The organism is Streptosporangium heterodermiicola, from assembly GCF_051390675.1.
Taxonomy (GTDB): domain Bacteria; phylum Actinomycetota; class Actinomycetes; order Streptosporangiales; family Streptosporangiaceae; genus Streptosporangium.
The window spans coordinates 238,056-261,554 of record NZ_JBPJSR010000014.1; the positions used below are offsets into that span (position 1 = coordinate 238,056).

A 23,499-nucleotide genomic window follows, 5' to 3' on the forward strand; every position below is an offset into this window, starting at 1 on the left:
CCTAGCCCTTCACGGCGCCCGCGACCATGCCCTGCGTCAGGCGCTTCTGGACGAGCAGGAAGAAGATCACCACCGGGATCGTGAAGATCACGCTCGCGGCCATCACCCCGCCCCAGTCGGAGTAGTAGCTGGAGAAGTACTGCTGCAGCGCGACCGGCAGGGTCTCCCGCGAGGACTGCTGCATGTAGGTGGCCGAGAACATCAGTTCGTTCCAGGAGGTGATGAACCCGTAGATGGAGCTGGCCGCCAGGCCGGGCCAGACCAGCGGGAAGACGACCAGCCGGACGGCCTGCATCCGGGTCGCCCCGTCCACCATCGCCGACTCCTCGATCTCCACCGGGATGTCGAGGTAGAAGCTGCGCAACATGTACGTCGCCAGCCCGACGGTGAGCGCCAGGTGCGAGATGATCAGGCCCTGGTAGGTGCCCAGCAGGTCGGTGTTGCGCAGCACCACGAACAGCGGGATGACCAGGACCGTCTGCGGCAGCATCTGGATCGACAGGATCACGATGAGCAGGTGCCTGCGCAGCGGGATCTTGAACCGGGCGAGCGCGTACCCGGCGAGGAGCGCGATCAGGCCGGTGATGACCGTGGTGGCCCCGGCCACGATCAGCGAGTTGAGGAACTGCCGGGGCACCGCGCCCTGGAACAGGGCCGTGTACCGGTCGAGGATCGGGTCGGTCGGCAGGAACTGCGGAGTCTTGGTGAAGATGTCCGGATCCGGCTTGAGGGAGGTGACCACCATCCAGAAGAAGGGGAAGAGGCTCACCACCACGATGACGGCCATCGCCACGTAGAGGAGGACCCTGGCCGGATGCCGCCGGGTGTCGTGCGCCACCGCGCTCATCTGTCCTCCCTGGTCAGCCTGACGTAGATCGCGGTGATACCGGCGAGCAGCACGAACGTGACGACCGCCATCGCCGCGGCGGTGCCCTGGTCGAGCACGGTGAACGCCTGCAGCCAGGTGAGCAGCGAGAGCACCTCGGTGCTGTGGCTGGGACCGCCCGGCGGGGTGGTCATCACCACGAAGTGGTCGAACGACTGGTACGCGAAGATCGTCGACATCACGCCGAGGATGGTGAGCAGCGGCTTCATCATCGGCAGCCGGACCCGCAGCAGGCTCTGCGCGAAGGTGGCCCCGTCGACCCTCGCGGCCTCCAGCACCTCGCCCCGGGTGGAGCGCAGCCCGGCGAGCATCGAGATCGCGATGAACGGCACCGAGTGCCACACCACCGCGATGGTGATCGCCACCAGCGAGGTGAACCCGCTGTTGAACCACGCGTACCCCTCGAACCGATCGAACCCGAGGCCGACGAGCAGCCAGTTCGCTATGCCGTACTGGTCGTTGAAGATCCACTTCCAGACGATGCCGGAGGCGACCCGGGGCATCGCCCAGGGCAGCAGCACGATCACCGTGACGACCCGCGCCGCCCACGGCCCCGCGTCGAGCACCAGCGCGACCGCGAGGCTGACCAGCAGCGTGCCGCCCACGCAGACGATCGCGAAGACCGTGGTGCGCAGCAGGGCGGCGAGGAAGTACGGGTCGGTGAACAGCTCGCCGTAGTTGGCCAGGCCGTTCCACGGGCCGGTGCGCAGATACTCGCCCTCGTGGAAGGAGAGCCAGATCGTCCGGACGATCGGGTAGCCGACGACCCCGACCACGACCGTCAGCAGCGGCGCGAGAAGCAGGCCCGGAAGCCCGTGCCGGTCGAACCGGAACCGGGAGCGCCGACCGGCCGGGGGCGGCGCCTCCGGGGGCCCGCCCCGGGAGGCGGGCGCGTTCACACGCGCCCGCCTGCCGGACTTGGAGGCGGTGGACGTCATTGCTCGCCGATCGCCGCGTCGATCTGATCGGCCAGTTCCCTCATCGCCGCGTCGGGGGTCTTCTGGCCGTTCATGATCGCCTGCATGGCGTTCACGATCGCGCCGGTCCCCTCGACCTTGCCCCAGGTCGCCACCGGCGGGATCGAGCGGGTGTGCGGCGCCTGCTCGGCGTACGCCTTGAGCAGCGGGGTGGAGAACGAGCCGGTCGTACGCTCACGCTCCAGCGCGTCCGTGGTGGCCGGAAGCAGGCCGATCTTCGTCGTGACGGAGACCAGGTTGTCGGTCTCCAGCATGAAGTCCACGAAGCTCTTCGCGGTCGCCTTGTTGTCGCAGCCCTTGAAGATGGCGAGGTTGCTGCCCCCGGCGAAGGTGTCGTTGTTGCCGCCCGGGCCGCTGGGCAGCGGCGCCGTGCCGAGCTGCTTCTCCATCTCGGGGTTCTGCGCCAGGATCGTCTTGAGGTCCCAGCTGCCGCCCACCATCATGGCGACCTGGCCCAGCGCGAACGCCTTGGCCGCGTCGGCGCCCTGCCAGGTGACCGACCCCTTCGGGGAGAGGTTGTGCTTGGTCAGCAGCTCCGCGTAGAAGGTGAACGCGGCGGTCGCCTCGGGCGAGGCCACCTGGGCCTTCCAGGCGCCGCCCTCCTCGGTGGCGATGTCACCGCCCCACTGCCAGACCATCGGCAGGTAGTACCAGGCGTTGCCCCCGATGATCCCGTAGCCGTTGACGCCCGGGTTGGCCTTCTGCACCGTGGTCGCCGCCGTCAGCAGCTCGTCCCAGGTCTTCGGCGCGCCGAGTTTCTCCTTGTCGAGGAGGTCCTTGCGATAGATGAGGGCCCGGACACCGGTGTCGTAGGGCACCGCGTACGAGACGCCGTCGAGCACGGTCGAGTCGATCATGCTCTGGGTGTACTTGCCCTTCATGGACGCGGGGTCCTGCGCGATCGGCTCCAGCGCCTGCAGCCCGGCGAACTCCGGGCTCCAGGTGTTGCCGATCAGGGCGACGCAGGGCACGGTCCCGCCCGCGATGCTGGTCAGGTAGGTCTGGTGGGCGTCGGCGCCGAGGAACCTCAGGTTGACCTTGGTACCGGCGTGGGCGGCCTCGTAGTCCTTGGCGAGCTGGACGATCGTCGGCTGCTGGGTGGTGCCGATGGGGTCGCCCATCCACACGTCTATCGCACCGGTCACCTCTCCGCCGGTCCCGCTCGCGGCCTCGGGGGTGTCGTCCCCGCAGGCGGACACCGTCAGCAGTAACGCCACGGCGGTCGCGGTGGTGGTGACCTTGACTGCGCTTCTCCACGGTCGTTGCATTTTCACTCCTGGCATGGCTGTCTCGGTAGCGTTGTATGAGCGCCCCCGCGCGCTTGCTCCTGTTGTCGTTGCGCAGCGCGGCCCGTGAGGGCCGGGCTACCGGTGACGCCCACGTCCGGGGACCGGCCGTGGAGGTTCGTGGGGTTCCCAGCGGTCGGCGTCGGCCGCGACGGCCAGCGCCTCGACCCGCAGGAACTCGTCGTAGAGCGGTCGGTAACTTCTCACCAGGTCCGGTTCGGCGGGCACGGTCCTGACGGCCCGCACCCACCGGTCGCGACGATTTGCCAGGCTTGAGCCTTTTTGACCTGCCTGACCTGCCTGGTCCACTCGGCCTGTCTGGTCCGCTTGGCCTGTCTGGTCCGCTCGGCCTGTTTGGCCTCCCTGACCGACCTGGACTTCCTGACCGACCTGGCCTTCTCGGCCTTTTCCGTCTTCTCGGCCGCCGAGGTCGACGGCGGTGGCCGCGATGAGCGCGCCACCGAGCAGCCCCGCCTCGGTCGTCTCGGGTACGGTCAGGTCGCGATCCAGTACGGCCGCGAGGATGCGCAGCCACAGGTCGCTTCGCGCGCCTCCTCCGACGGCGACGAGCTCGGCCGGGTCGCGGCGCTCCAGCTCGGCACCGGCGATCGCCCGCAGCCACATCGCGGTGCCCTCCAGCACGGCGCGGGCCAGGTCGGCGCGGCCGTGGGCCAGGGTGAGCCCGAGCACCGAACCCCGCGCGGCGGGCCGTGGCCCGTCGCCGCGCTCGCCCATGAGGTGCGGCAGGAAGACCACGCCGCGCGCACCCGGGGGCACGTCCCCGGCCGCCCCGGCGAGCACGGCGGCCCCACCGCCGCCACCGCCGCCGGTGCCGCCGGTGCCGTTGTCATCGGTGACGAGGCCGGCGAGCCAGTCCAGGGCGGAGCCGGTGGCCGTGGCGGCGGCGAAGCAGAGCGGCTCCGCCAGGCGCGCGGCGGAGGACGGCGACGCGAACCCGCCGATCGCCCCGGCCGTGCCGAGATAGACGCAGGCCCTGCCCGGCAGTACGGCCGCCGAGCCGAGCAGTGTGGCCATCCAGTCGCCGGTGCCGACCGCGACCGGCGTACCGGCGGCCAGCCCGGTCAGGGCCGCGGCGGCCTCGGTCACCTCGCCCGCGATGTCGAGCGGCCCGCGGATCGGCGGGAGCCTGTCCACCGTGATCCCCGCGTGCGCGGCCGTCACCGGGGACCAGGTGCCGGTGGCCGCGTCGACGAAACCGGTGCCGCCCGCCTCGTAGCCGTCGGTGCCCGCCGTCCCGGTCAGCCGGAGCCGCAGGAAGTCCTTGACCGGCAGGTACCAGCGCGTCCTGGCGGCGGCCTCCGGGTTCCCGGCCACCCACCAGCGGATCCGTTCGACGCACGAGCCGGACGCCGCCGAGGGCGGGGCGTCCGCCAGCGGACGCTGGTCCGGCCAGAGCAGCGCCGGTCCGGTCACCTCGCCGTCGCCACCGACCGGTACCAGGGTGTGCATGAAGCCGCAGAGCGCGACCGCCTCGATCCCGGTGGCCGGGACCGGTCCTTCGAGGACCTCCCTGACGCACTCGACCAGCGCCCGCCACCAGCCCTGCGGGTCGGCCTCGGCCGCCACCACCTCGGGGTGGGCGACCGCGGTGCGGCGCCGGGCCTGCCGCAGCAGGCGGCCGGTGTCGTCGAAGACGGCGGCCTTCGTGCCGCTGGAACCCTGGTCGACGGCGAGTACGTAACGGCGCTGGGACAACGGGATCACCTCCTTCGGGGGGCGGGTGCTTCGCGGGACCTTCTGTGGGCGGGACTCTGGGGGATCTTCGATGGGCGCGGACCGGGGGATCGGGGCCGGGGGCCGAGGCTGGGGGGGTCGGGGGTCAGAGAGGGCGAGGGGTGAGAGACCGGGGGCCGGGGGCGGGCCGGTCAGGGGTGGATCACGACCTTCATCGCGAGCGAGGTGTCCTTCTCGTCGGCGGCGACGAACGCCTCGTGTATCCGCTCCAGCGGGAAGCTGTGGGTGATCAGCGGATCGGCCGCCACCGCGCCGGAGGCGACCAGCTCCAGCGCCATGACGTACTCCGACCTCCCCCGGTACGTGCCGTAGCTGTTGGACCAGCGCACGGAGACCTCCTTGACGTACGCGAGGTGCGGATCGAGCCGGGGCGGGGTGGCGAAGACGCCGAGCACGCAGACCTGCCCGCCGGGGGTGACCAGCTCCACGGCCTGCTGGAGCGTGACCCCAGGGATGGCGACCGCGTCGACCACCACGTCCGCGCCGCGCCCCCCGGTGAGGGCGGCGACGGCCTCCGCGGGGTCCTCGGACCCCACCAGCACCACCTCGTCGGCGGCACCGGCCTCGATCGCGAGGTCGAGTGACTCCCGGCTGGTGCCGGTCAGCAGTACACGCAGCCCGTGGGAGCGGGCCACCTGGCCCATGGTGAGCCCCATCGTCCCGGCGCCCAGGATCACCATGACCCCACCGGGCGCCTCGGCCAGACCGGCCTCCACCAGGTTGTAGGTGTGGACCCCGCAGGCGTAGCAGTCGAGGATCGCGCCCGCGCCGAGCGAGACGTGGTCGGGCAGCGGGTGGGCCCGTTCCGCCGGGCACAGGTCGTACTCGGCGAAGCCCTCGCTCGTCACGTGCCGGTCGCCGACGTACCCGCGCCTGCGGCACAGGTGGGTGCGCCCGGCCAGGCACGGAGGGCACTCACCGCAGGCGATCAGGTGTTTCGGCTCGACGGCGACCCGCTGTCCCACTGTGAGCCCGGCGAGCCCGGTGACCCCTGGGCCGAGCGCGGCGAGCTCGCCCGCCAGCTCGTGCCCGTCCCGGCCGGGGGCCTCCGCGCTGTGCTGCCACGGGCCGAGGCCCCGGAAGGCCAGCACGTCGCTGCCGCAGATCCCGGCGGCGCCGACCCGGACGAGCACCTCGCCGGGTCCCGGCAGGGGGATCGGCACGGACTCGACCCGGATGTCCCGGCCGCCGTGGAAGACGGCGGCGCTCATCAGCTCGCCTGCGGACTCGGTGGTCATCGGCTCCCCTTCGGTCGGGTCGGTCAGGTCGGGTCGGTCAGGTCGGGTGGGTCGGGTTCGTCGGTTCGCGGGCCGGTCGGCTGCCGGGCGATCCACCGGGTCGTGGACCGGGCAGGCCCGGGAGGCGGTCAGAGCGGGGCGTTGAGGTGCTTGGCGGCGGCCCGTACGCTGGCGCCGCCGTGGACGATCTCCACCAGCGCGGCGACCATCCGGTCCGGGCGCTCGGCCTCCACGATGTTGCGGCCGTAGACCACGCCCCTGGCACCGGCCTCGACGGCGTCGGCGGCCATCTGCAGCGCGTGCACCGGGGTCGGCTTCATCGGGCCGCCCAGGGCGAGCAGCGGCACCAGGCAGCCGTCCACCACACCGCGGAACTCGTCGACGGTGCCGACGTACTGCGCCTTGACGAAGTCGGCGCCGGCCTCCGACGACAGGCGCGCGCCGTTGGCGACGTTGGTCAGCGTGTGCGCCTCGACGTCCTTGAACGACACCGGGATCGGCTCGGCCATCACCGGCATCCCGAAGCGGTCCGCCTCCGCGCACAGCTCGCGCAGCTCGCCGAGCTTGGTGACCTGGGGGTTGCCGGGGAAGACCTTGAGTTCGAGGGCGTCGGCGCCCCACCGCACGGCCTGCTGGACGCCGTAACCGGCCGACGGGATCTCGCTGTCCAGCGCCAGGATCAGGCCGGTGCCGCCGAGCTCGTCGGAGGCCGCGCGGGCCAGGCCGATGGTGGCGAGGATCGCGTCGACCCCGCCGTCCACGATCCGCCGGACGGCCGCCCGGCCGTCCGCGAGGCCGGGGGCGACCCCCTTGATCCCGGCGTCCATCGCGGCGATGACGGCCCTGCCGTCGGGGGCGAAGACGTGGTGCATCCGGCGGCGCGGCCAGGAGGCGGTGGCGGCTGCCGGGGCGCCCGGCTGTCCGTTGGTCTGGAGGGATTCGGCGAACGACGTGGTCATGACTTCCTCAGGCGGTCGGAGGGACGAGCGGTGCGTCATGTCGGTGTGTGGTGCTTCACGGGCCCGGCGCCGAGGGCTGCGAGGGGGTGCGCTGCGCGGGCCGGTACGTGGTGTCGGTGGAGGTGCGGTTACGAGGGGGTGGTGCGTGATGTCTGTGGGGACGCGGCTCGGGGGGCGGCGCGTGGCCCCGGCGAGGGTTGGGGGCGAGGTGCTCTGTGTCAGCGTCCGGTGACGACGAGCGACTTGAGCCCCTTCTGCTGCCGGGTGGTCTCGAAGGCGTCGACCACCGAGTCCAGCGAGAAGCGGTGGCTGATCAGCGGGGCGACGTCGACCATGCCGAACCCCAGGAGGCGCAGGGCCGTGGCGAAGTCGTTCGGGACGAAGTCGTGGCTGCCGGTGATGGCGACCTGGTCGTAGTGGGGGACGTCCGGGTTCAGCTCGACGGTCCCCTTGGGGTGGGTGCCGGCGAAGAGGTTGACGGCGCCGTTGCGGGCGACCAGTTCGAAGGCCGACGAGATGACGGCCGGGCTGCCGACGGTGACGATCACGACGTCGGCGCCGCGCCCCTCGGTGAGCGCGCGGACGGCCTGCCGGGTGTCCCCCGCCGAGGCGTCCACGACGTCGTGGGCACCGAGGGCGGTGGCGGTGGCGAGCCGGTCGGCCTTCATGTCGGCGACGATGACCCGGGCGCCGCGGGAGCGGGCCACCTGGGTGTGCAGCAGCCCGATCGGGCCCGCGCCGACCACCAGGACGTTGCAGGCCAGCGGCATCGCGAGCCCGCGGTGGGCGTTGACGACGCAGGCGAGGGGCTCGCAGAACGACGCCGCCTCCAGGCTCAGCCCGTCGGGTACGGCGCGCAGCTGGCCGACCGGCATCACGGTCGCCTCGGCGAACCCGGCGATCGGGAACTTGACGAGGTTCTCGCAGAAGTTGGCCGCGCCCCTGGCGCACTCGTGGCACCGGCCGCACACCCCGCGCCAGTCCAGGACGACGCGGTCGCCGACGGAGAACCCGCCGGTCTGGCCGTCCCCGAGCTCGGTGATCACTCCGGCCACCTCGTGGCCGGGGGTCCACGGGTCGCGCTTGGCCGTACCCGAGCCGGTGTAGCTGCGGATGTCACTCGGGCAGACGCCGGAGGCGTGGATCTCGACGACCGCCTCACCGGATCCGGCGCGCGGGTCCGGCACGTCCTCGATACGCAGGTCGTCATGTCCGTAGAGCCGGGCTGACTTCACTCCGGCCTCCTTTCCCCAACCATCCAGGCTGTCCGCTTGTCTGGCAGGATTGAATCCTGGCTTCCGATGCCAGGGCCGAGCAAGACCCTGGATGTTGCTAATTTGTCACGACATAGCCCTTAAAAGGGCTTTTGTCATAAATCGAGCGGTTTAGCTAAATAAATCGTGCAAAACCCGGATCGTTCGGAGCTGATCCTGGGGCCCGCCACCCTCGTGGTTGTTGTACGGCCACACGGTGATGTCCTTCTCGCCCCCGTACACGTTGTAGGCGGCGAAGACGGTGGACGGCGGGCACACCCCGTCCATGAGCGCCACCGAGAACGAGCCCCGGCAGGTCGCCCGCGCCGCGAAGGACGTGCCGTCGAAGTAGGCGAGGGTGTCGAACGCCGTCTCGTGGCCGGTGCGGTGGATGGAGCACCAGCGGACGATCTCCGCGTACGGTTCCCTGTCGGTGATCGCGGTGGCCCGGCGGAACGCGCTGAGGAACGGCACGTGCGGGATCGCGCCCGCCACGTCGTTCCTGAGCCCGGCCGCGACCAGCGACAGCGCGCCGCCCTGGCTGCGCCCGGTGACCGCGATCCGGCCGCCGTCCACGTCGGGATGGGCCGCCGCCGCGTCCACGGCCCGTACGGCGTCGACGAACAGCCGGCGGAAGTAGTAGTCGCGCGGATCGGTGATGCCGCGCGTCATGTAACCCGGCACGGCGGGGCCGCTCGCCGACGGATCGGCCGTGTCGCCCGCCCGCCAGCTGCTCCCCTGGCCCCTGGTGTCCATCACGAAGTGCCCGAACCCGGCCGAGGCGTAGGCGAGGGACTCCAGCGGGATGCCCCGCCCGCTGCCGTAGCCGAGGTACTCGACGACCGTCGGCAGCGGCCCCCGCCGGTCCGCCGGGAGGATGAGCCACCCCTTGATCGGGTCACCGCCGTAACCGGCGAACGTCACGTCGAAGGCGTCGACCGTGCGCAGCTCGCCGTCGTACCGGGTGAAGACGGGGTCGAGCGGGAAGCGTCCCGCCTCCTCCAGCGTCACCGCCCAGAACTCGTCGAAGTCGGCCGGCTCGGGGCCCGGATAGCGGTACGCCCGGAGCTGCTCCAGGGGAAGATCGAACTGCGGCAACGTGTCACCTCGTCTCGGTCGCGAAAGCGCTGGTCGTCAAAGCGCCGCTCTTGGAAGCTCTGGTCTTGGAAACGCCGGTCATGAAAGCGCCGGTCTTGGAAGTCGGGGTCTTGGGGGGCGTCGGGGTCTCGGAGGTCTAGTTCGTGAGCGTGGGGAAGAGCCGCGCCGGGTTGTCCCTGGCCACGACCTCCATCGGCCCGGCGCCCAGCACCTCCGCCGCCTCCGTGAGGCAGGCGCGCACCGTGCCCTCGTCGACGAACGGGAAGTCGGAGCCGATCAGCAGCCGCCCGGCGCCGACCAGCCGCTCCGCCGAGCCCAGCGCGTACGGCGTGGTGGCGAGCGCGATGTCGTAGTGGAACGAGCGCATCGCCCCGTGGACACCGCCGTCGCCGACCCGGGCCAGCTCGGGCAGCGGCTCGGCGATGGCGAGCCTCCCCGCCAGGTACGGCGCGGTGCCCCCGCAGTGCGAGAAGATCCAGGTGATCCCGGGGAACCGGTGGTGGACCCCGTTCAGCGTGAGGTTGACCAGTGCCCGCGTGCTGTCGAAGACGTATTCGATCAAGGAGGGCCGCAGGTCGATCTCGGCGGCCGGGTAGTGGACCGGCAGCGTCGGGTGGACGTGGACCACCGAGCCCCGCCGGTCGAGCTCCTCCAGCACCGGGTCGAAGGCGGGGTCGCCCAGGTAACGGCCCGCGTAGTTGGTGAGCAGCCCCACCCCGACGAACGCCTCGCCCGCCGCCACCCGGTCCAGCTCGGCGAGGGCGTCCTCGACGGAGGGCAGCGGCAGCGCGACGAAGGCGCGGAACCGCCCGGGACGCGCGCCGACCGTGGCGGCCAGGTCGTCGTTGGTCTTCCGGCACAGCTCGCGGGCCAGGCCGGCGTCACCGAAGTAGAACCCCGGCGAGCCGACCGACAGGACCGCGAGATCGATGCCGAGCCGGTCCATCATCGCGAGCGAGTCCGCCGCCGACCAGCCGGGCAGCGGGATGCCGGGCTGGGCCCCGATCCCGAGCTCGGCCAGCCGGCTCACGTAGTCCGGGAAGATCGCGTGGTGGTGGACGTCGATGCGCATCGTCGGCCGGTCAGGCGTCGAGGACCGCGTAGGCCCGGTAGTTGGCCGACGCCGGACCCGCGGCCCGGTTCTTGAGCACCGCGCTCGCCGTGTAGGCGGGCGACGACGCGGGCGGGTCCGCCGCCACCGGCAGGGCGCCGCCCTTGGCCGGTTCCCGCCCGGCCAGCGCGTCCTTGATCGCCGCGCAGAACCGCGGCAGGTCGTTGGGGAGCCTGGAGGTGATCAGGTTGCCGTCGATGACCACCGGCTCGTCGGAGTAGCGCGCCCCGGCGTTGATCACGTCGTCCTTGATGGTCACGACGCAGGTCGCGGCGCGTCCCCTCACGATCCCCGCGGTGGCGAGCAGCCATCCCGCGTGGCAGATGGCCGCGACCAGCAGGCCCTTGGCGTCGGCCTCGCGGACCAGGTCGACCATCTCGGGGTTGCGGCGCAGGTACTCCGGCGAGAAGCCGCCGGGGATGATCAGCGCGTCGTACGCGTCGAGGTCGACGTCGGCCACCGTCAGGTCGGCCCGCGCGGGGTAGCCGAGCTTGCTGGCGTACACCTCCGAGACGGAGGGACCGACCACCCGCACGTCGGCGCCGTCCTCACGGAACCGCAGCACCGGGTACCAGAGCTCCAGCTCCTGGTACTGGTTTTCCACTAGCACGATGATTCGCGCCTCGGTGAGCTGCACCGGGACTCCTCTCTATCTACTGCGCGGGTCAGACCTTGATCGACAGGATGCGGCGCGGGTTGTCGACGAGGATCGCCTGGATCTGCTCGTCGGTGACGCCCTTGCCCTTGAGCCGCGGGACGAAGTGGGTGAACAGGTAACCCAGGTCGACCCGCTCGTTGGCGAGCTGCGGGTCGGACTCGGTCACGTCGGAACGCGGGTTGTAGAACCAGCGGTCGAAGGAGAGCACGATCTGGCCGCCGAACCCGTCGTCGAGCAGGCTCACCAGCGCGGTGGCCATCAGCTCGTCGAGCTCCTCGGCGGTGTCCACCCGCCACGGGATGCCGATGTGGTCGATCTGCACGTTGGCGCCCCGGTCGAGGATCTCGCGCAGCTGGACGTCGTTCGGCTCGACGAACGCGTGCCCGATGATCACCTTGGCCGGGTCGGCGCCCTCCTCCTCCAGGATGTCGAGCTGCTCGATGCCCGGGTTGGTGACCCGGTAGTCCATGGGGTCGGTGTGCGTGTTGACCGCGCAGCCGACGATCCTCGACGCCCGCCCGGCGGCCCGGATCACCCGGTCCTCGACCTCGTGGACGCGCCGCCCGTTGGGACCGATCGGGCTGGGCATCGGCGTGACGCTCTCCTGCCCGGTGGCGATCTTGATGGCCCCGGCCTTGTACGGCGTCTGCTGCCAGGCGAAGACCATGCCCTCGGTCAGGTCGCGGACGAAGAAGTCGGTCAGCTCCTCCACGGTCTGCCGCCGCCAGTAGTAGGGAACGCCCATCCGCTCCGGGAAGAACCCGGTGATCGCGATGACGTTCAACCCGGTGCGGCGGGCGACCTCGGCCATCAGCTCGGGGTGCCGCCCCACCTCGGGCGGGGTCATGTCGACCAGCGTGCCGTACCCGTGGTCGGCCATGCCCTTGCTGACCTGCCCGGCGATGAACGAGACGTTGGCGTCGTAGTCGAGCACCGTGCGGTGGTCGAGCTCGGCACCGGGATATCCGTAGAGCAGGTGCTCGTGGGTGAGGACGACGCCGGACTTCTCCGGCGACACGTCGCCCAGTACGGTCCTGAAAACTTCCATGGGGGCTACTCCAACCTCGTACGACTACGGTCGCGCTCGCTTCGCGCCCGGGTGACGCGTGGGTGATTCCTGGGGACGTCCGCGTCCGGGCGATGTGGTGACGGTCGGCCGACCGGACGGCTGACGGGTCGGCCGGTCAGGCGAGTTCGGTGATCCGGAAGGGCCGGCGACCAGGCGGACCAACGGTCCAGACGGATCGGTGGTTCAGGTGGATCGATGACGTGGGCGGGTGGGCGGGTGGGCGGTCAGGCGGACGGTAAGGCGGGCGCGGCGAGGGCGGCTCGTACCGCGCCGAAGAGGGTGGCGAGGTCGTCGGTGCCCTCGGCCCTGACGATCCGGTCGCCCGCCCCGGGCAGCGCCGCGCCGACGACCTCGGCCCCGTTGCCGACGGCGGCGACCAGCCCGCCGGCCGCGTGCACCGCGGAGACCAGGGCGACCTGCTCGGCCGAGGCGGCGGGCCCCTCGCCGGCGGCCACTCCCGGGACGACGATCAGCCCGACACCGGCCGGGTCGACGTCCGAGGGCGCGGTGTCCGGGACGACCGGGTAGCCGAGGATGCTCTCGCACCCCTCAGGCCCCGTGGCGACGATCCGGACGGTCGCGCCCTCCTCGCGGCTGCGCAGCACCGGATACCAGAAGTCGAGTTCCTGGTATCGGGGATAGGCGAGCACGACGACGTTCTGCTGGGCCAGTGACATGAACTCTCCCGAATGTTGTCTGGCTGCCTGGCAGGCTAGTTGGTGGGCTGAAGTGTGACAAGGCCTTCTATTTCGTCCAGCGGACCGAGGCCGGCGCGCAGGCCGGCGACGGCGCACGCCAGGTCGACCGGTGGTGCGGCGCCGCTCACCCCGATCCCGCCGACCAGCTGTCCACCGGCACGTAACGGCAGGCCACCGGCGAGGATCACGACGCGCCCGCCGAGCGCGGAGGTGAGTCCCCAGTCGGCGCCGCCCGGCCGGGTCACCTCGCCCCACGCGTCGGTCCTGGCGTCGAACGCCGCCGCGGTGAACGCCTTGTCGATGGCGAGCTGCAGGGCAACCGGACCGGCTCCGTCCATCCGTACGGCCAGGAGCACCTGCCCGCCGCGGTCCACCACGGCGATGCCCATCGGCTTGCCCTGGCGCAGTGCCTCGCTCTCGGCACCGGCCGCGAGCCGGCGGGCCAGCTCCAGCGACGGGGTGAGCCCGGTACGCAGGTCTTCGGTCATCGCGCTCTCCGAACGAGAAGGGGGATCAGGACGCGAGCAGGCCGCCGTCGACGACGACGGCCTGTCCGGTGAGGTAGCGGGAGCCTGGCGAGACCAGGAAGGCGATCACGTCGGCGACGTCCTCCGGCCGCCCCTGCTCGCCGAGGGGTATCCGCGACCGCAGCGCGTCGAGGGCGCCCTCGCGCCCCCCGACGCGCTGCCAGTACGGGTCGTTGAAGGGGGTGTCGATCCAGCCGGGGCAGACACAGGTGACGCAGGTGCCGTCCGGTCCCATCGCCACGGCGAGTGACCTGGTGAGAGCCACCAGGCCACCCTTGGAGGCGGCGTAGGCGAACGACCCCCCGCCACCGCGGAACGCGGCCGTCGACCCGGTCAGCACCACCCGGCCGTGCGGCGACGCGGCGAGGGCCGGCGCGGCGGCCTGCGCCATGAGGAAGGGGGCCCGCAGGTTGAGGGCCATCGTGCGGTCCCACTCGGCGACCGTGAAGCCGGGCAGCTCCGTCTCGACCAGCAGCCCGGCGCAGAACACGACGGCGTCGAGCCGGCCGTGCGCGTCGAGAGCCTCGGCGACCGCCTGGCCGGGACCGTCCGCGGTGGACAGGTCGCAGTAGCCGGCCGTTCCCGAACCGGGGTGGTGGGCCTGCGCCCGCACGACCTCCGCGGCACCCGCCGGGTTGATGTCGGCCACGTGGACGTCGGCTCCCGTGGCGCGCAGCCGGGCCGCGGTGGCGGCACCGATGCCACTTGCACCACCGGCGATGAGGACGGATGTCACGTTTGTCCCTCCAACCTGTCTGACTGCCTGACATCATGACCCTAGATCTCGGCGTATGACAAGGCATAACGCCCATAAAGCCCATATTTGACACCCATAACCCCTAGGGTCACAATCAACATGTCCGGCAGCCAGGCATCCTGAATCCCTGCCTGCATGACGTGTCGAAGTAGAGCCACAAGAGGGAGCGGTCTCTTCCATGCACCGCACGAGCGGCATCGCGTTCCCGGTGGTCCGCGTGACCGGACCCCCCGCCGAGCGGGGTCGGCAGTACGGCATACAGGCCCGTGACGGAATCCGTCGCTCGCTCTCGGCCTACGAGCGGGTCTTCGAGCACTACGCGGGCTGGGACTGGGCCACCGTCCGGCGGCACGCCGCGCGCTTCGCCCCGATCGTCGATGACTTCTCCCCGGCCCTGCTCGCCGAGATGCGCGGCATCGCCGACGGCGCGGGCGTGGAACCGGACGACGTCCTGGCCCTCAACACCCGCAGCGAGATCATGTTCGCCGCGAGCGGCCAGAAGGAGGGCGCGCCGCCCATCCCGCACGAGTGCACCTCGTTCGCGCTGCTACCGCACCGGTCGGCCACCCACACCACGGTCATCGGCCAGAACTGGGACTGGCTGCTGCACGCCCAGGAGACCTCGACGCTCCTTGAGGTGACCCGCGACGACGGCCCTTCCTTCGTCACGCTGGTCGAGGCCGGGTTGCTGGCCAAGGTCGGCATGAACGAGGCGGGTGTCGGGCTGTGCACCAACACCCTGGTCAGCGACGGTGACGAGGGGCGGCCGGGCGTGCCGTACCACGTGCTGCTGCGGGCCGCGCTGGACAGCGAGTCCGCCCGCGCGGCGGCCGACGTCATCTCCTTCGCCGACCGGGCGCTGTCCGCCAACTACCTCCTCGCCGACGACACCGGCTTCGCCGTCGACCTGGAGACCGCCCCGCGCGCCGACGGCGTCCGCAGGCTGACCCCGCGGGACGGCCAGATCACCCACGCCAACCACTTCCGGTGCACCGACCTGATCGGCGAGGACCTGTACGCCCGGCGCAAACCGCACACCGTCGCGCGGCTGCGCAACGTCACCGAGAGCCTGAACGCGGTGAGCAGCCTGTCGGTGGACGACCTGCGGACGGCGCTCGCCGACCACAGGGACCACCCGTCGAGCGTCTGCCAGCACCCCAACGAGACGGTCCACGTCCGCGAACGCACCGCCACGATCGCGGGCGTCATCATGGACGTGTCCCGTCGTACCATGCATCTCGCCGCCGGACGCCCCTGCGTGGCACGGTGGGAGACACGACATTTGGCACCAAAGCCACGAACGCCGTGAACGACATGATCCCCCCACCAGCCGGCCAGCGGTGAGTACGATGGCCGATCGAGTCGATGTCTGGCAGCCTGGAAAGGAATTGTCCGGAATGAAGGTTGTCCCGGTCGCGCACCGGAGTGCGGCGGAGCACGTCCGCTCCCAGCTCATCGAGCTCATCGAGTCGAGATACTTCGCGGTCGACGACAGGCTGCCCTCCGAGGCGGACCTGGCCCAGTCGTTCGGGGTCAGCAGGTCGGTGATCAGGGAGGCGCTGCACAGCCTCAACGCCCTCGGCCTCACCAAGTCGTTCGCCGGCAAGGGCACGTTCGTCGCCGCCACCCAGGTGCAGTCGCAGCTGCTGATCGGGCGCTACCTGCCGGCCCAGCTCAACGAGGTGCGCCGCCACCTTGAGGTACCGGCCGCCCGGCTCGCCGCCGAGCGCCGCACGCAGGAGGACATCGACGGGCTGGCCGAGCTGATCGAGGAGTTCGACCGGACCGACGACCCGGCCGAGCGGATCAAGGTCGACGCCCGCTTCCACATCGGCATCGCCCAGGCGACCGGCAACCCGCTCTTCTCCCGGCTGGTGGAGGACCTCCGGGCCGTGCTCCAGGACCAGGCGCTCGCGGTGTCGGCCTCCCCCGGCCGCGCGGCCCAGGCCCGCGCCGAGCACCGTGCGATCTTCGAGGCCATCAGGGACGGTGACGCGGAGCTGGCCGACCTCTCGATGCGCCGCCATCTCGCCGCGGTCGCCTCCGTAGCCGCCGCCTCCTCCGCCTCCGCCTCCGACGCGGTCGCCCCCGCCCCGGGCGTCCCCGACAGCGACAGCTGAGCCCTCGCGAGGGCCTTCACCCCTCGTCGGCGACAAGCCGGAGACTTCCCGAGTGCCCAGCGTGCTGTGTTCCCGCCGGGAGAGTGTGCGGTGTTCCCGCCGGGAGAACGTGACGGGAACACCGCGACGACCGGCGACACCTCGCCCGAGGCGTCATCCGGTCGCGCATGACCCCGCGAGCGGCCCCTGGTCTGCGCACCACCGCTCCCTTCCATCGCTCGACGACCCCTGCCGCCTCGGCGTCAGCACGGGACGACATGGTCGGCCAGGATCACGTCGGCCAGCAGCGGCGGCTCGCTTTCCAGCACACTGGCGGCGGGACGGGCGCGCAGGATCCGGTAGTGCCTGGCGAGCTGCTCGGCGGCGACGGGCAGCGTCAGCGCGGAGCTGAGCAGAGGGCTGCCGGAGTGACCGCGCCCGGGGCCGGTCCACCAGAACCTCTCCCCGTCGGTGTAGGCCAGCAGCCCGTAGTGGACGGACAGTACGGCGTTGCCGGAGCGAAGCTCGTGGACGTCGGCCGAGATGCCGTGGACGTCGTCCAGTACGGCGGCCAAGTCCTCGGCGCGCTGGACGGCGGGCGACCGCTCGGGCGGGTCCGGCGGCGGAGTGAGCGATGGCCGGGCGTTCGGCTCCCGGCCCGTGCTCGGGGATGGGGCGTCGGCGGAACAAACACTCGCCGTGGGCCGGTTGAGAACCGGAGCATTGGGGTTGGTCGTCGGGTCAGGACTCGCTTCCTGATCAAGGGTCCGGTACGGCGTTCGCAGCGCCTGCCGGGCCCGACCTGTTTTCAGGCCAGCATGGCCATTTGGCCGATACCGGCCCCGCGCCCAAGCACCGACGCGAATGACCATGCCGTCACTTGGAATTACAAGTTCACCCTCAAAAAATAAGACCACTTGGAAACCCAAGTCAAGGGACTTGGCAATCCAAGTTGGCTTGTATCCTCGGGTTCATGTCTGAAGGCCCGGCCTTCCCGTATCAGCGGATCAGGGATGACCTGCGCGCCGAGATCCTCGCGGGCAACCGCACGTTCGGCGAGAAGCTCCCTTCCGAGAACGCATTGGCCCAGAGGTACGGCACCACCCGGCCCACCGTCCGCCGGGCACTCGCCCTGCTCAAAGCCGAAGGGTTGGTCGTCGCCCATCAGGGTCAGGGGATGTTCGTCCGCCCCAAACCCCGTGTCCGGCTACTGATCAGCGGATCGAACTACCGCACGCACCGCGAGGCGGGGCTCCCCGGCTTCGACGCCCAGGTGCGCGAGCAAGGCATGTCGCCCGAGCAGCGCATACGTGACGTCGTCACCCTGGATCCGCCCGATGAGATCGCCCGTCGCCTGGAACTTGACGAGGACGCTCAGGTCGTCGTGCGCCGCAGGACGTTCCTCGTCGACGGCTTGCCCGTCGCTCTGTGCGACAGTTACTACCCTGCCGACCTGGTCGCCGACACGGTGATCGCTCAACCACGCAGGATCAAGGGCGGCGTCTACGCTGTGATCGAGGACGCCACCGGCCCAATCCGCCGCCAGGTCAGCCACGGTGTCGAAGACCTGGTGTGCCGGATGCCGACCGGGGAAGAAACAGCCGAACTCGACCTCATGCCGGGCGTGCCGGTGGTCCGGATCCTGCGAACGGTTTACGACTCCGAGGATCGGCCGCTGGAGGTCCAAGAGTCGATCGTGGCCGCGGACAGTCACGAGTTCCGATACGAGGTGAGGATGCGGTGACGACACTCACCATCGGCGCCTGCCTGTCCCTCTCCGGAAAGCATGCCCGCTTCGGCACGCAGGCCCGGCTCGGCCTGGAGACCTGGCACGCCTCGAACAGCGCGCTGGACCTGGTGATCCAGGACGACCAGAGCGACCCCGCAGTGCTGCGGGCGTCCCTCCGCGAGCTGTCGGATCGCTGTGACCTCCTACTCGGCCCGTACTCGACCCAGCTGATGCGCAAGGCCGGTGACGTCGCCGCCGAGCTCGGCCGCCTGATCTGGAACCACGGCGGGTCAGGTGACGACGTCGAAGCGGCCCACCCCGGACACGTCGTCTCGGTCCTGACGCCCACCAGCCGATACACGGAGCCGTTCCTGCGGCATCTGGCCGGCACCGAGGCACTCCCCGTACGGATCGTCTGCGGCAAGGGCAGTTTCGGCCGGCAGGTGGCCGACGGCGCCGAAGTGATCGCGCGTTCCCTCGGCATCGACACGGTCCGGCTCGGCCCCGGGGACGACCTGCCGCAAACAGCCGGAGGCGCTTGGGCCCTCCTGTGTGCCGGTGCCTTCGAAGAGGACATCGAGACGATCAAACGGGCCAGATCACTACCTACGCCACCGCAGACGGTGTGCGCCGTGGCGGCGGGCGTCCGCGAGTTCGGCCAGGCGCTCAACGACCCCCACGGCATCTACGGAGTCGGACAGTGGTTCCCCGGCAACGCAGACCCGGCCGAAGTGGGCATCGGCGAACCCGACTTCCTCACCGCCTACCAGGACCGCGCCGGGACGCTCCCCGACTATCCAGCCGTTCAGGCTGTGGCCGCAGCGATCATCGCGACCCACTGCGCGACGACGACCGGCGACACGGGACGCGACGCCCTGTGGTCGGCCGCCGCGTCATTGAATACGACCACGCTGTTCGGCGCCTTCAAGATCGACCCCCACACCGGCACACAACTCGGCCACCAACCGGCGCTCATCAGGTGGGGGTCTGACGGGCCAGCGGTGGCCTGAAACTCAACAGCTCGGGTGACTTCGACCCAGCACAAGCGGGTGTCACCTGCCCCGCCTTGCCCGGTGCGTGCTTCGTGCGGCGCGGCGGCGTACGCCTGGGAGGAGAGATCTCCAGGTCTCATTCGTCGGTGGTGTGGCCGGCGGGAGGGATGTGCCGTAGCGCGGTGACGGCGAGGATTGCGAGGCCGATCACCACCAGCCCGGCGACGGCGGCGGTGATGTTCAGGCCGGTGGTGAAGGCGTCGCGGGCGGCGGCGAGCAGGTCGGCGCCGGGCGCGGCGGGGAGTCGCCCGGCCACGGTCGCGGCGGCCTCGACGCTCTCCCCGGCGGCTTCGAGCGTGCGGTCGGGGACGCCCGCGACGGTGACGTCACCGAAGACGCTCCGGTAGACAGCCGTGGTGAGGCTGCCCAGGACGGCGATCCCCAGCGCGATTCCCAGGTCACCGCCGGTCTCCGAGATGGCGGCAGCTGACCCGGCCTGCTCGGGCCGGACGGATCCCACGACGAGATCGGTGGCCAGTGCCGTGATCGGACCGGCGCCGAGGCAGACGAGGATGTTCCCGGCCACCACCGCCGGTAGCCCGCCGACGGCGGCGGCCTGGCTGAGCAGCAGGTATCCGATCACCGCCACTCCGAGACCGGCCGCGATGACGTACGCGGGGCGCACCCTCCGCGCCAGGACCGGGGTCGCCATGGCGCTGACGACGATCGCCAGGGACGCGGGCGCCAGCCACAGCCCCGCGCCGAGGGGGGAGAGCCCGGCCACCGTCTGCAGGTACAGGGCGATCAGCAGTGAGATCCCGCCCATGAGCGCGCTGTTGAGCGTCATGCCCGCCACCCCCGCGCTGAACGAGCGTCCGGCGAACAGCCGCAGGTCCAGCAGTGGATGCGCCAACCGGCGCTGCCGGTTCACGAACGCCAGCCCCAGGCCCACCCCGGTCCCGAGGGCGACGACGGGGAGTGGCCGCAACCCGCCCGTGGCCAGTTCCTTGACGCCGTAGACGACCGGCAGGATCGCCCCCAGGGACAGTGCCACGCTGGTCAGGTCCAGCCGGCCGGCGCCGGGATCGCGGTGGGTGGGCAGCAGGAACGGCGCGGCCACCAGCAGCAGTGCCATCACCGGCACCCCCATCAGGAAGACCGAACCCCACCAGAAACGCTCCAGCAGGACGCCTCCAATGACCGGGCCGATCGCGGTGCCGCCCATGAAACAGCTCACCCACACCGAGATGGCCGTCGAGCGCTGTCCCGGGTCGCGGAACATGGTGCTGATCAGCGCCAGGGTCGAGGGCATCAGGGTGGCTCCGGCGATCCCCATCAGCGCCCGCGTGACGATGAGCATCTCCGCGCTCACGGAGAACGCGGCGACCGCCGAGGCCGCGCCGAACAGCGCCGCCCCGATCAGCAGCAACCTCCGGCGGCCGATCCGGTCGCCCAGCGTGCCCATCGTGATCAGGAAACCGGCGACCATGAACCCGTAGACGTCGGTGATCCACAGCTGCTGGACGCCGCTCGCCCCCAGGTCCGCGCTGAGGCTCGGGAGCGCCAGGTACAGCACGCTGAAGTCCAGCGCCAGCAACAGGGTCGGCAGGGCCAGCACCGCCAGGCCGACCCACTCCCTGCGCCCGGCCCGGCGGGGAGAGCCGCGCCCCCGCTCGTCACCCGCGTCCTCGGCCCCGGGCCCGGGCATGGACGTGGCAGCGTCCTCGGCCCCGGGTCCGGTCGCGCTCGTCGTCACGAGCCCGGCCGCCGCAACTCCCCGTCCAGCCTGTCGAGCCAGTCGCCGGTGCCGTGTTCCCGCCACTCCGGCTTCTCGCGGCCGTCGAGGAAGGCGTCGTGCTCGGTGAGGACCAGCCAGGTGCCCTCGCCCTCGGGGATGAACTCCACCGTCGTGAACGACACCGTGACCAGGTCCTCCCCCGAGGAGAGGGTGGAGGTGTAGACGATCCGCTCGTCCGGGACGATGTCCTGGTACGAGGACTCGAACGTCATGCCCGGACCGTTCTCCGGACCGCCCCGGTTGACCTCCCTGCCGCCGACCCGGAAGTCGAGCTCGTGCTTCCCGTCGGGAACGGCGAACCAGCGGGCCTTCGCCACGGGGTCGGCCCACGCTGCGAACACCCGCGACGGCGGGGCGGCGTACGCCCGTTCCAGGGTGAACGAGGCGTGCGTGACAGAACGATCGGTCATGATCTTCTCCTTGTTCTTGGTTGCGAACATCCCGGCGTTCTGGGGTGCGAACATCCCGGCTCACTCGTCCAGGAGGTCGCCGAGCCGGTCGAGCCGGTGCTCCCAGGTGGTGCGCTGCCCGGCGATCCAGCTCTCGGCCGCCCGCAGCGCGCCGGGCTCGATGTGACAGGTGCGGACCCTGCCCACCTTCTCGGTCCTGACCAGGCCGCACGCCTCCAGCACCTGCAGGTGCTGCATCACCGCCGGCAGTGACATCGCCAGCGGCCGGGCCAGCTCCCCGACCGACGCGGGACCGCCGACCAGCCGCTCGACCATCTCGCGCCGCGTCGGATCCGCCAGCGCCTGGAACACCCGGTCCAGCGAGCCACCTTGGTTAAGCATGCACTTAAGTATCGCGAGCGAGGCGCGAATAGTCAAGCATCCTCTTAAGTATCAATCGCGGGTTTGACCTTGTCGTAGCGTCAACGTTTCTAATGAGGGCATGCGGATCGGCGAGCTCGCCGCGCTGGTCGGGGTGTCCACCCGGACCGTGCGCCACTACCACCACCTGGACCTTCTCCCCGAGCCCGTACGCCTGGCCAACGGCTACCGGGAGTACGGGCTGCGCGACGCGGTCGTCCTGGCCCGGGTGCGGCGGCTGGCCGAACTCGGCCTGTCGCTGGACGAGATCCGCGACGTGCTCGCCGACGACCGGGGCAAGGAGCTGCGCGAGGTGCTCCTGGAGCTGGACGCGGACCTGGCCGGGCAGCAGGAGGCGATCGGCGCCAGGCGTGACCGGCTCGCCGCGCTGCTGGCGGAGGCGGACCCGCACCCCGACTCGATGGTCTCCCCCGCGATGGCGGCGGTGCTCCGCGACCTTCCCGCCAAAGGGTCGAGGTTCGCCGAGATCGACCGCGAGCTGCTGGCACTGGTGGACACCGTGGCCGACCCGTCGGGCCGGGCACGGATGCTCGACCTGATGCGCCCGCTCACCGAACCCGACGCGCTCGCGCGGGGACACGACCTCTACCGGCGGCTGGACGAGCTCGCGGACGCGGATCCCGGCGATCCCCGCGTCGCCGCGCTCGCCGCCGACCTCGTCGCCCACATCCCCGGCGAGATGGCCGAGGCGATGGTCGCGAACCCGGCCCCCGGTCCCGGCCCTGTGGAGCCTGTGGAGGACGTGGACGGCGGGCGGTGGCTGGAGACGATGTACGCCGAGGTCTCCCCCGCCCAGGCCGAGGTGTTCCAGCTGGTCATGACGATACTGAAGGAGAGAACCTGATGCTCTGGGCCGCCCGCGCCGTACTGTTCGCCGTCATCCCCGTGGAGATGCTGCTCGTGGTCCTGCTGGTGTCGGGGGTGCCGTTGCCCGGCCCGGTGATCGTGGCGGCGGAGCTGGTCGTCGCGTCGGCGCTCGTCCTGGAGGCGGTGACCGCGTACCGGCTGTTCGGGGCGGAGCGCCGGGGCGGCGCCGGCCGGCGGGCGGCGCTCGTGGCGACCTACCGCCTCCTGATGCCCGTACAGGTGCGCAGGCTCGTGGGATTCGAGATGAAGGGCCTGGCGAGCGTCGCCCTGTGGGTCGCGCGCCGCCGCGACGGCGTGCCGCCCGGCGCCGTCGCCGCGCCGTACGCGCGGGAGCAGGCGTCGATCCTGCTGGTGTTCCTGTTCGTGATGGTCGTGGAGACGGTGGGGATCGAGCTGCTGCTGCGGGCGCTCGGCGTGCCGTACGGAGTGCGCGTCGCGGTGCTGGTGGCCGACGTCTACGGGATCCTGTACGTGGTCATGCTCGGCGCGGCGAGCGTCACCCGGCCCCACGTCGTGACCCCCGGGGAGCTGCGCGTCCGCTCCGGGGTGTACTTCGACCTGCGCGTCCCCCGCGAGCTGATCTCCTCGGTGCGGCTGTCGCGCAACTACGACGAGAGCGGAATGATCACCGTGGCGGGCTCGCGGCTCAGCGTGGTGGTGTCCTCCCAGACCAACGTGGTCGTCGAGCTGACCGAGCCGGTCACCGTGGTCCGCCCGCTCGGAGGCCGTGCCGAGGCCACCACGATCCGCTTCTTCACCGACACCCCGGACGTCGTGCTGACCGCCATGCGATCCTCCACGCGGCACAGCGCCTCCTGACCCGCGACCCGGGCCGTTCCCGACGCCAAACTTTCTGGTCAAATTCAGTCAGGTTCAGTCAGAGTCCGTATTGACTTCGAAGGCGGTAAATGA

Annotated in this window: 24 protein-coding genes; 6 read left to right on the top strand and 18 right to left on the bottom strand. The window is 71.2% G+C overall.

Annotation, left to right across the window (positions count from 1 at the left end; all coding sequences use genetic code 11):
• Position 1: 1 nt before the first annotated feature.
• The 14 genes from ACSC1Q_RS28540 to ACSC1Q_RS28605 form a co-directional block, all read right to left on the bottom strand.
• Entirely contained in the window at positions 2–847 is an 846-nt protein-coding gene (locus ACSC1Q_RS28540; RefSeq protein WP_436761764.1) for a carbohydrate ABC transporter permease, read from the bottom strand.
• Positions 844–1,824, bottom strand: a complete 981-nt coding sequence (locus ACSC1Q_RS28545) for a carbohydrate ABC transporter permease (protein ID WP_436761765.1) — start codon at positions 1,822–1,824, stop codon at positions 844–846. Before ACSC1Q_RS28545 ends, ACSC1Q_RS28540 begins: the two co-directional genes overlap by 4 nt.
• Entirely contained in the window at positions 1,821–3,131 is a 1,311-nt protein-coding gene (locus ACSC1Q_RS28550; protein ID WP_436761766.1) for an extracellular solute-binding protein, read from the bottom strand. Before ACSC1Q_RS28550 ends, ACSC1Q_RS28545 begins: the two co-directional genes overlap by 4 nt.
• A gap of 96 nt (positions 3,132–3,227) precedes the next feature.
• Positions 3,228–4,865, bottom strand: coding sequence for a xylulokinase (locus ACSC1Q_RS28555; RefSeq protein ID WP_436761767.1), 1,638 nt, complete (start codon positions 4,863–4,865; stop codon positions 3,228–3,230).
• A gap of 170 nt (positions 4,866–5,035) precedes the next feature.
• Complete coding sequence (locus ACSC1Q_RS28560) at positions 5,036–6,142, bottom strand: zinc-dependent alcohol dehydrogenase (RefSeq protein WP_436761768.1); 1,107 nt, start codon at positions 6,140–6,142, stop codon at positions 5,036–5,038.
• 128 nt (positions 6,143–6,270) lie between these two features.
• Positions 6,271–7,101 carry a class I fructose-bisphosphate aldolase gene (locus tag ACSC1Q_RS28565; protein WP_436761769.1) on the bottom strand — a complete coding sequence of 277 codons (831 nt, stop codon included), beginning with the start codon at positions 7,099–7,101 and terminating at the stop codon, positions 6,271–6,273.
• A 218-nt stretch (positions 7,102–7,319) separates the two neighbouring features.
• On the bottom strand, positions 7,320–8,336 hold the full coding sequence (locus tag ACSC1Q_RS28570; RefSeq protein WP_436761770.1) for a zinc-binding dehydrogenase: 1,017 nt from the start codon (positions 8,334–8,336) through the stop codon (positions 7,320–7,322).
• A gap of 150 nt (positions 8,337–8,486) precedes the next feature.
• Positions 8,487–9,452 (bottom strand): acetylxylan esterase, encoded by a 966-nt coding sequence (locus ACSC1Q_RS28575; protein WP_436761771.1) that lies wholly within the window; start codon positions 9,450–9,452, stop codon positions 8,487–8,489.
• Positions 9,453–9,588: 136 nt separating this feature from the next.
• Complete coding sequence (locus ACSC1Q_RS28580; RefSeq protein ID WP_436761772.1) at positions 9,589–10,524, bottom strand: amidohydrolase family protein; 936 nt, start codon at positions 10,522–10,524, stop codon at positions 9,589–9,591.
• A gap of 10 nt (positions 10,525–10,534) precedes the next feature.
• Positions 10,535–11,200: a type 1 glutamine amidotransferase domain-containing protein gene (locus ACSC1Q_RS28585; protein ID WP_436761773.1), complete on the bottom strand. Its 666-nt coding sequence runs from the start codon at positions 11,198–11,200 to the stop codon at positions 10,535–10,537.
• 28 nt (positions 11,201–11,228) lie between these two features.
• Positions 11,229–12,269 (bottom strand): phosphotriesterase family protein, encoded by a 1,041-nt coding sequence (locus tag ACSC1Q_RS28590; RefSeq protein WP_436761774.1) that lies wholly within the window; start codon positions 12,267–12,269, stop codon positions 11,229–11,231.
• Positions 12,270–12,514: 245 nt separating this feature from the next.
• A complete protein-coding gene (locus ACSC1Q_RS28595; protein WP_436761775.1) occupies positions 12,515–12,967 on the bottom strand; it encodes a DJ-1/PfpI family protein in 453 nt (150 codons plus the stop codon).
• A gap of 35 nt (positions 12,968–13,002) precedes the next feature.
• On the bottom strand, positions 13,003–13,476 hold the full coding sequence (locus ACSC1Q_RS28600; protein ID WP_436761776.1) for a GlcG/HbpS family heme-binding protein: 474 nt from the start codon (positions 13,474–13,476) through the stop codon (positions 13,003–13,005).
• Between the two features lie 25 nt (positions 13,477–13,501).
• On the bottom strand, positions 13,502–14,251 hold the full coding sequence (locus ACSC1Q_RS28605) for an SDR family NAD(P)-dependent oxidoreductase (RefSeq protein ID WP_436761777.1): 750 nt from the start codon (positions 14,249–14,251) through the stop codon (positions 13,502–13,504).
• A gap of 199 nt (positions 14,252–14,450) precedes the next feature.
• Here ACSC1Q_RS28605 and ACSC1Q_RS28610 point away from each other — a divergent pair, with 199 nt between their 5' ends.
• Positions 14,451–15,581 (top strand): C45 family autoproteolytic acyltransferase/hydrolase, encoded by a 1,131-nt coding sequence (locus tag ACSC1Q_RS28610; protein ID WP_436761778.1) that lies wholly within the window; start codon positions 14,451–14,453, stop codon positions 15,579–15,581.
• Positions 15,582–15,669: 88 nt separating this feature from the next.
• Positions 15,670–16,392, top strand: coding sequence for a FadR/GntR family transcriptional regulator (locus tag ACSC1Q_RS28615; RefSeq protein ID WP_436761779.1), 723 nt, complete (start codon positions 15,670–15,672; stop codon positions 16,390–16,392).
• Positions 16,393–16,634: 242 nt separating this feature from the next.
• Here the strand turns inward: ACSC1Q_RS28615 and ACSC1Q_RS28620 are convergent, their stop codons facing one another.
• A complete protein-coding gene (locus ACSC1Q_RS28620; protein ID WP_436761780.1) occupies positions 16,635–16,946 on the bottom strand; it encodes a hypothetical protein in 312 nt (103 codons plus the stop codon).
• A 398-nt stretch (positions 16,947–17,344) separates the two neighbouring features.
• Between ACSC1Q_RS28620 and ACSC1Q_RS28625 the strand changes: the two genes are divergently transcribed.
• Both ACSC1Q_RS28625 and ACSC1Q_RS28630 read left to right on the top strand, forming a co-directional pair.
• The gene (locus tag ACSC1Q_RS28625; RefSeq protein WP_436761781.1) at positions 17,345–18,115 is read left to right on the top strand and encodes a GntR family transcriptional regulator; all 771 of its coding nucleotides are present in this window, start codon (positions 17,345–17,347) and stop codon (positions 18,113–18,115) included.
• Entirely contained in the window at positions 18,112–19,110 is a 999-nt protein-coding gene (locus tag ACSC1Q_RS28630) for an ABC transporter substrate-binding protein (protein WP_436761782.1), read from the top strand. The genes ACSC1Q_RS28625 and ACSC1Q_RS28630 overlap by 4 nt, the downstream gene beginning before the upstream one ends.
• A gap of 118 nt (positions 19,111–19,228) precedes the next feature.
• Here ACSC1Q_RS28630 and ACSC1Q_RS28635 read toward each other — a convergent pair whose 3' ends face one another.
• Genes ACSC1Q_RS28635 through ACSC1Q_RS28645 form a run of 3 tightly spaced genes read right to left on the bottom strand, consistent with a single transcriptional unit; the run spans position 19,229 to position 21,681 of the window.
• Positions 19,229–20,800, bottom strand: a complete 1,572-nt coding sequence (locus ACSC1Q_RS28635; RefSeq protein WP_436761783.1) for an MFS transporter — start codon at positions 20,798–20,800, stop codon at positions 19,229–19,231.
• Between the two features lie 44 nt (positions 20,801–20,844).
• Positions 20,845–21,300: an SRPBCC family protein gene (locus ACSC1Q_RS28640; protein WP_436761784.1), complete on the bottom strand. Its 456-nt coding sequence runs from the start codon at positions 21,298–21,300 to the stop codon at positions 20,845–20,847.
• Between the two features lie 60 nt (positions 21,301–21,360).
• Entirely contained in the window at positions 21,361–21,681 is a 321-nt protein-coding gene (locus ACSC1Q_RS28645) for an ArsR/SmtB family transcription factor (protein WP_436761785.1), read from the bottom strand.
• Between the two features lie 100 nt (positions 21,682–21,781).
• Here ACSC1Q_RS28645 and ACSC1Q_RS28650 point away from each other — a divergent pair, with 100 nt between their 5' ends.
• Positions 21,782–22,564: a MerR family transcriptional regulator gene (locus ACSC1Q_RS28650; RefSeq protein WP_436761786.1), complete on the top strand. Its 783-nt coding sequence runs from the start codon at positions 21,782–21,784 to the stop codon at positions 22,562–22,564.
• Positions 22,564–23,406 carry a hypothetical protein gene (locus ACSC1Q_RS28655; protein ID WP_436761787.1) on the top strand — a complete coding sequence of 281 codons (843 nt, stop codon included), beginning with the start codon at positions 22,564–22,566 and terminating at the stop codon, positions 23,404–23,406. Before ACSC1Q_RS28650 ends, ACSC1Q_RS28655 begins: the two co-directional genes overlap by 1 nt.
• Positions 23,407–23,499: the final 93 nt, after the last annotated feature.